The 6,478-nt window shown below is 43.7% G+C and carries 5 protein-coding genes and 1 pseudogene; 3 read left to right on the forward strand and 3 right to left on the reverse strand.

Annotated features, from left to right (window positions below; translation table 11 throughout):
• Together BM283_RS16760 and BM283_RS16765 are read left to right on the forward strand one after the other, a co-directional pair.
• Positions 1-396, forward strand: a 396-nt coding sequence (locus BM283_RS16760; protein WP_139225326.1) for an IS5 family transposase, incomplete at its 5' end; no start/stop codon positions are given.
• A 237-nt stretch (positions 397-633) separates the two neighbouring features.
• Positions 634-1,704, forward strand: a complete 1,071-nt coding sequence (locus tag BM283_RS16765) for an endonuclease/exonuclease/phosphatase family protein (protein WP_090695173.1) — start codon at positions 634-636, stop codon at positions 1,702-1,704.
• A gap of 43 nt (positions 1,705-1,747) precedes the next feature.
• Here BM283_RS16765 and BM283_RS16770 read toward each other — a convergent pair.
• Positions 1,748-2,616, reverse strand: a pseudogene (locus BM283_RS16770) (IS982 family transposase).
• Positions 2,617-2,955: 339 nt separating this feature from the next.
• On the opposite strand from BM283_RS16770, the gene BM283_RS16775 reads away from it, so the two are divergent.
• Positions 2,956-3,936, forward strand: a complete 981-nt coding sequence (locus tag BM283_RS16775) for a mechanosensitive ion channel family protein (RefSeq protein ID WP_090695176.1) — start codon at positions 2,956-2,958, stop codon at positions 3,934-3,936.
• 193 nt (positions 3,937-4,129) lie between these two features.
• Here BM283_RS16775 and BM283_RS16780 read toward each other — a convergent pair whose 3' ends face one another.
• Both BM283_RS16780 and BM283_RS19680 read right to left on the reverse strand, forming a co-directional pair.
• Entirely contained in the window at positions 4,130-5,362 is a 1,233-nt protein-coding gene (locus BM283_RS16780) for a DUF2254 domain-containing protein (RefSeq protein ID WP_090695178.1), read from the reverse strand.
• 669 nt (positions 5,363-6,031) lie between these two features.
• On the reverse strand, positions 6,032-6,376 hold the full coding sequence (locus tag BM283_RS19680; protein WP_368086453.1) for a DUF421 domain-containing protein: 345 nt from the start codon (positions 6,374-6,376) through the stop codon (positions 6,032-6,034).
• Between the last annotated feature and the right edge of the window lie 102 nt (positions 6,377-6,478).

The raw sequence follows: 6,478 nt of genomic DNA on the forward strand, positions 1-6,478 counted from the left end.
AATACCACCAGGATCCATTTAGCGGTCGATGGTTATGGCTTGCCAGTTGAGTTTGAAATCACCGGTGGAGAAGTCAATGACTGTTCTGCCGCACCTGATTTGATTGCCAGGTTGCCTGAGGCAAAAGCAATAGTTGCAGACAAGGGCTATGACAGCGAATGGTTACGGGAACAGATAACGAAGAAGGGAGCTCGGGCTGTGATACCGGGAAAGCGCAACTCGTTGAAGGGTAATGCAGATATGGATTGGGGTTTGTATCAATACCGGCATTGGGTGGAGAATGCTATTGCCCGGCTAAAACAGTATCGGGCAATAGCAACACGATACGACATACTGAAGCGAAATTACGAGAGTAGGGTAGCCATAGCGTGTGGATATCTGTGGCTACCTATGTGAAATGCCAGCAGCCCCTAGAATTCAAATAGGATTCCGCCTGGAGAAGTCTGCTATAAAGAATATTGCTTACTTAATACACTTATGCAGCAGCTTCCAGGATAATCTAACCTCGAAAAAGCGGGATTATACCTTTGGAGAACTTGAATATGTGTGCATGATATAGGCAAAACAACACAAACCCTTATGCTTGACTCATACTAGCACGCTATAGAATTAGATATAATTTTATATCCCATAATGACAATTATTTTCCTAATCACCTCTGTAATACTCGTTTTTGCAACAGCCTTGCCTATATGCCGTTATGACGCCTGGTGGATACGTAACTTTGATTTTCCTCGATTGCAGCTTTTCATACTTATAATTTTTACACTCATTCTGGAATTTCTGCTTCTTGATCTTTCATCCATTTATACACAGATATTCATCGTGGCTGCTTTTTCTTGCCTCATTTATCAAGCTTGGTGGATTATTCCGTATACGCCGTTATTCGCTGTGGAGGTAAAAACTTCAAAGTGTGATGATACGCAAAAAAGAATCAAAATCATTATTGCGAATGTTCTGATGAGTAACCGGAATGCGGAAGGTTTAATCGAACTGGTGCATGATTATGATACTGATGTTCTGGTTACACTGGAGACAAATTTGTGGTGGCAAATGCATTTAAGTAGTTTAGAAACAGTTTACCCCTATAGAGTCCCATGTCCTTTAGATAACAAGTATGGAATGCATATATATTCTAAGTTCGAGATGATAAACCCTCAAATCGAATACTTAGTGGAGCCAGACAAGCCGTCAATACATGCATTGATTCTGCTGCCCTCCGGACATAAAATCCGTATCCACTTTGTGCATCCTGCTCCGCCTAGTCCAACTGAAAACGAAGCATCTTCAGAACGTGACGCAGAGCTACTCATTATAGCTAGAAGCGTGGCTGAAACTCGTATCCCTGTTATTGTAACTGGTGATTTAAATGATGTGGCCTGGTCTAAGACAACACGGTTATTTAGAAAAATAAGTGGCTTACTGGATCCACGCATAGGTCGTGGTATGTACAATACTTTTCATGCCGGCTATTGGTTTTTACGCTGGCCATTAGACCACTTGTTCCACAGTAAACATTTTAAAATTAAACGTATAATAAGATTGAGAAATTTTGGCTCTGATCATTTTCCACTCTTTACTGAGCTCGTATTAGAGGGTGAACCATGTAATGAAATAAATGGTCTGGATGCTGATGCGGCTGATATAGCATGGGCAAAAGCCAAAGTTAGAAGTCAGAATGTCAGTAAAAATGATGTTCCATAGCCTGAAGACTATTTAAAATAACGTGAGTTCGACATCATAACCATCACATCATGACTGGAAGAGTTTGAGGAAGTCTGATGTTAAGCGAGGGTTTCTTCTCGCGAAAAGTGTAAGCCACCAGTCCGGCTATCAGATTGACAAAGAAGCTAACTGGGCTGCGATGACGGGAATGCTCAATTTGCGAACTATTCTTCAATGGGTCATTAACGGTCTCAATAACCGAGCGTTTACGTAACAGCAGCTTGTCAAACAGCGGCAACAGCTTGTTTTTCATGTTCTTGCGTACCCTGGTAACGAGCTGCACGCCCTGTTCCCACAGTTGCTCAAAGAGTGACTGCGAAAGGTATTCCTGATCACCAAAGAGTTTGCCAAATAGGAAACGCGTCAACTCGGGTACTGGGTCACGATCATCCACGTTACCCGCCGTGATTTTGACTCCCAGCAATTCTCCCTGGTCATTGATGACCAGGTGCAGCTTGAACCCATAAAATCAACCCACACTGGTCTTTCCCGGGCAGCTAACTCTGCCATTACTTGATGCGATCCAATGCGGCGATTGTGGCACACGCTGATCCTGGTCGAATCAATGAAGCTGATCCCACTGCAGCGTCCAAAGCGGCTGGTCAGAAAGCAGCACAAAGGCACCAGGCTACCTTGCAACAACTCCACCAAGCGGTGGTAGCTCACCAACCCTGGAAAATAACCCCGCTGATACCTCAACACGTCATTCAGGTAATCGTGCTCAAACGTCCGATAACCGGATAGATGAAACCCCACCATGATGGTCATGACTTCACTTAGACACAGCGCTTCTCTCCACTGATGCCGTTTTAGCCATGATTTCGACAAATGCTGCTTCCAACGCGGCTCAAACCCTCTATAAAAATTATCACTCGCACAAAAAATCGTTATAGTATTTTATAGTATTCATTGGAGTCTGGTTCCTCTCGTGATGAAATTCTTTTCCCAAATCACTTCGTCATAAGGAATTCAGGTTCCTTTTATAGCTTTTGTTATCCCGAACTCACGTTGATTAGATTCGGTCATAATTGCACAACAATGAACTATATGGCGATAAAGCATATCAACGAGGAGTAGGCCAAAGCCCTGCGTAAACAACAAAACAAAATTGTCGATATGCTCTTCAAACCTTACACATTCTGAATCATTTTTAACTAGCCAGGTTATACTACAAATGCTTTTGCCACTTGCCTGTCTACAAAAATTGTAGCAATAGGATAAATCAAGGTCATGGAAAATTTCATTACTTTAGTAGGACCTAATCGAGCAGTAGAGATCTTGGGTGTCCGACTGGTCGGCATCAATGCCGAGAATGGGATAAAGCTTCTTTTTACCATCGCCTTCATCACACTTGTGCTTCTTTTGTCTCGGCTTGTCAGGCGCTACACATCTCGCATTCTTAAAGGCAGGGATGAGCGCTTCATATTCTGGGTTCGGCAAGGGATTGCGGTGGGTACAAGTATTTTTCTAATCCTGGGTTTGGTCTCTATATGGTTCGACGATCCGGTACGCTTGGCTACTGGCGTTGGACTTGTTACTGCAGGTCTCGCATTTGCATTGCAGAAAGTTATTACTGCGGTAGCTGGCTATGTCATTATACTATACGGCAAGACTTTTAACGTTGGTGATCGCATAACGATGGGCGGAGTTCGTGGCGACGTAATTGCTCTAGGTTTTACGCAAACCACGATCATGGAGATGGGCCAGCCACCGCCAGTGCAAAATGCTGAGCCAGCTATGTGGGTGCAAAGCCGCCAATACACCGGACGAATAGTCACAGTCAGTAACGCTCGCATTTTTGATGAACCCGTGTATAACTACACCAAGGAATTTCCTTATATCTGGGAGGAAATAAGCATCCCAATCAAGTTCGATGCGGACTACCATCGAGCCGAACATATCTTGCTGCAAATTGCTAATCATCGAACGGTCTCTATTAGTTCTCTCGGCCGAGAGTCGCTTCAGGAAATGGAACGCCGCTATTTTATGAAACAAGTAGACATGAAACCTAAAGTCTACTACAGGCTCACGGACAATTGGCTTGAATTAACCGTTCGCTTTATCGCTCGCGATTTCGGTATTCGAGAATTAAAGGATCAAATGAGCCGCGATATTTTAAAAGCGATGGATGAAGCACAAATTGGTATCGCTTCTACTACCTACGAAATTGTTGGGTTGCCGCCTGTTCGAATAAACCAAGTTCCGCCTTGAGGCATAACGTGTGCGGCATCCGCTGCGAAAAAACTGGTGGCCACCAAGCGCAAGGAAGCAAACTACGTGAACCAAGAGTTAACTAGCACAACGTGTTGTCAACCCCGTAAAAAGAAGCGTCCAGTTGGGATGGAAAGCAAAATGAATAAACAGGGACTTTTATCCCTGAAAGCGCTCATCAGGATAGTGCGTCTTATCGATTAGCAGGAGGATTAGGGTCAACAGTAATGTGTAGGGTCTCTAATCGAGCACGAATTGCCGCAAGGTCATGTTTAGACTCGATACTACCCTCTGCTAGCTCGGCAACTTTTTTTGCTCGCTCACCTAACGCCTTTTTGTGAGAAACAAGCGGGCTTGTCGCTCCAATTAGCTTCAAAGCATCAAGCATAGAAATAATCACTCTGGCATTGCCGCTTGCGTTTCGACGGATCTCTTCGAATGAAGTATCAAGGAGAGTCTCAAAGGTTGGATTCATCCTTATCAATCGTGGTTCTCCCTTTTCATAATAAATTCGGAGAGGTGAATTGCGCTGAACCAGAAAACACAATATGGAGGTCAGATAATCAATGCAAGTTATGACAGTGGTAGTATCATTGACGCCTGGTGAGAGTGCTTTCACTGCCATATCTACGATCTGCCGAATCCCGAAATCCAGATCCTGCTCAATTGTGCGGTGACTATCAATACCGTAAAAAGAACAAACCTTGTGGAATATCTTTTCCTCAAGCAAATCTTGGCGAGGAAGAGATGCGAGTGGCGCTCCCTTCACCACAAAATCTCCAATACCGTGCTCTGTCTTTATGATTGTCCCTTTTTCGTGCGCGAGTTTTTTTAGCGCTTCATAATCTATCGACTGGATATAGCCGCTTTTTACTGCAAGGACCTCTTCCCAGTCTTCTGCCTCGGTTAACAAATGCCTGAGAAGGGCTTCATTTTCTTCTGAATTGTTATGGGAATTACGCTCAGGAAAAACAATCTTTATTGCAGCGATAGTGTCCTCTGCGACCGAGCATATAATATTAGATGCCTGGATCGAAGTGGCGATATGATGAATGAAAAGAATGAGGACGCCAATTCCTGCAAGTGCAAGAAAGACACCCATAAACACGGCTATACCTGGAACGAAGGTATCCTCGCCATTATCCCGGATCGTCCGTAATACTAGGAGACAATAGGTAAAGATACCTGCAAAGATGCCAAGCACAGCTTGGGTAGTGCGGTTTCGTATAAAGCTACCGAGGACGCGGGAGGTATATTGGCTAGATGCGAGCGTCAACGTTACGAGAGTCATCGAAAAAGTTACTCCCACTACCGCCATCATAGAATTGGCAATGGTTGATAACATCTGCCTAGCTCCTTCCGCTCCAGCACCGAATAAGCCGCGGCCAGCGAGCCAATGTTTCACTCTCAATTGCCGATTCCACATTAATTGCTCCTGCGGCAAGCGCAATGCTAGCTGCGACAATTAAAGCAGGTAGAAACCAGAAGCTCGATCTCAGATAAATCCATAGCTGTTGGGATCTCTTCATGCGTGTTTCTCTATAGATTAAAAAGCTCGCTGCGTCTTCAGCAATAGATTTACCGCTATTACTGATTTTTTTGTCCGAGGAAAAGGAGGCTGATCCACGCACTCTTCAGGGATAGGAAATCTTGCATTCACGAGAATAGCTTATCAGCCTAGCGCATGATATGGGGAGCGCTGCAAGCTTTATTATATCGCCCCAAGCCGTAACAATAAATTTTATTTTTTACACGACGAGGCTATGTTATCTTTCTCCAACTCAACTTCCAAGCTATCCATTATTTACTACACTTAGCTTAGTAAAGTAACATTGGAATTCATCTATTAATTGGTATTGTCATACGCGATAAATATTAATAGTGTAACTTCACTTTGTGGGGAATGGCTCTGGCGTGCTAGAACGTAGTAGGATCCTGTGTCGGAATGATGATCATGGCTATCATTGCGTTACAACCTATAGCAGAGGCATAGCCTGTATGTATGAAAAATTGCCTTATTCAATTTCTCAATAGAAAAAGTATAACAGATTGCCTGGCCGGCAAACGGAATGTAACCTATCTATGACAGAAGCGGCTATTGGATGTCAGGTGGTGCTTTCACAGGCTGCATTACATCAGACTTCAAGTTTTTTTCGATGCACTTGATGGCACTTAAACTGCCATCTGTTTCAAGTATGACTGCATCCATATCCTGAATGGAACTGATGCCTTTCTCCCGGAGGATGGCATAAATCTCATCCGCATTTACTCTTTCTTTTCGCATATCATCCTGCAACAAATCTCCCTTGTACACTAGCAAAGTTGGCATAGACTTTACTAACTTTGAAACTCTCTTAGATCTGACAGAGAAAAAGGTGATGAGAAACTGCAGGCCGATCAACAGGAACAATGATGTGGCTACACTAAACCGGACACACAATTTAAAATAATCTGAAAAGAGTGTGATCCTAATATGAAGCGAGAAAAAACCAAAACTTATACAGCCGAATTTAGAGCGTCAGCAGTTAAGCTGGCCAACGAA

The organism is Nitrosomonas sp. Nm34, from assembly GCF_900113925.1.
Lineage (GTDB): Bacteria > Pseudomonadota > Gammaproteobacteria > Burkholderiales > Nitrosomonadaceae > Nitrosomonas.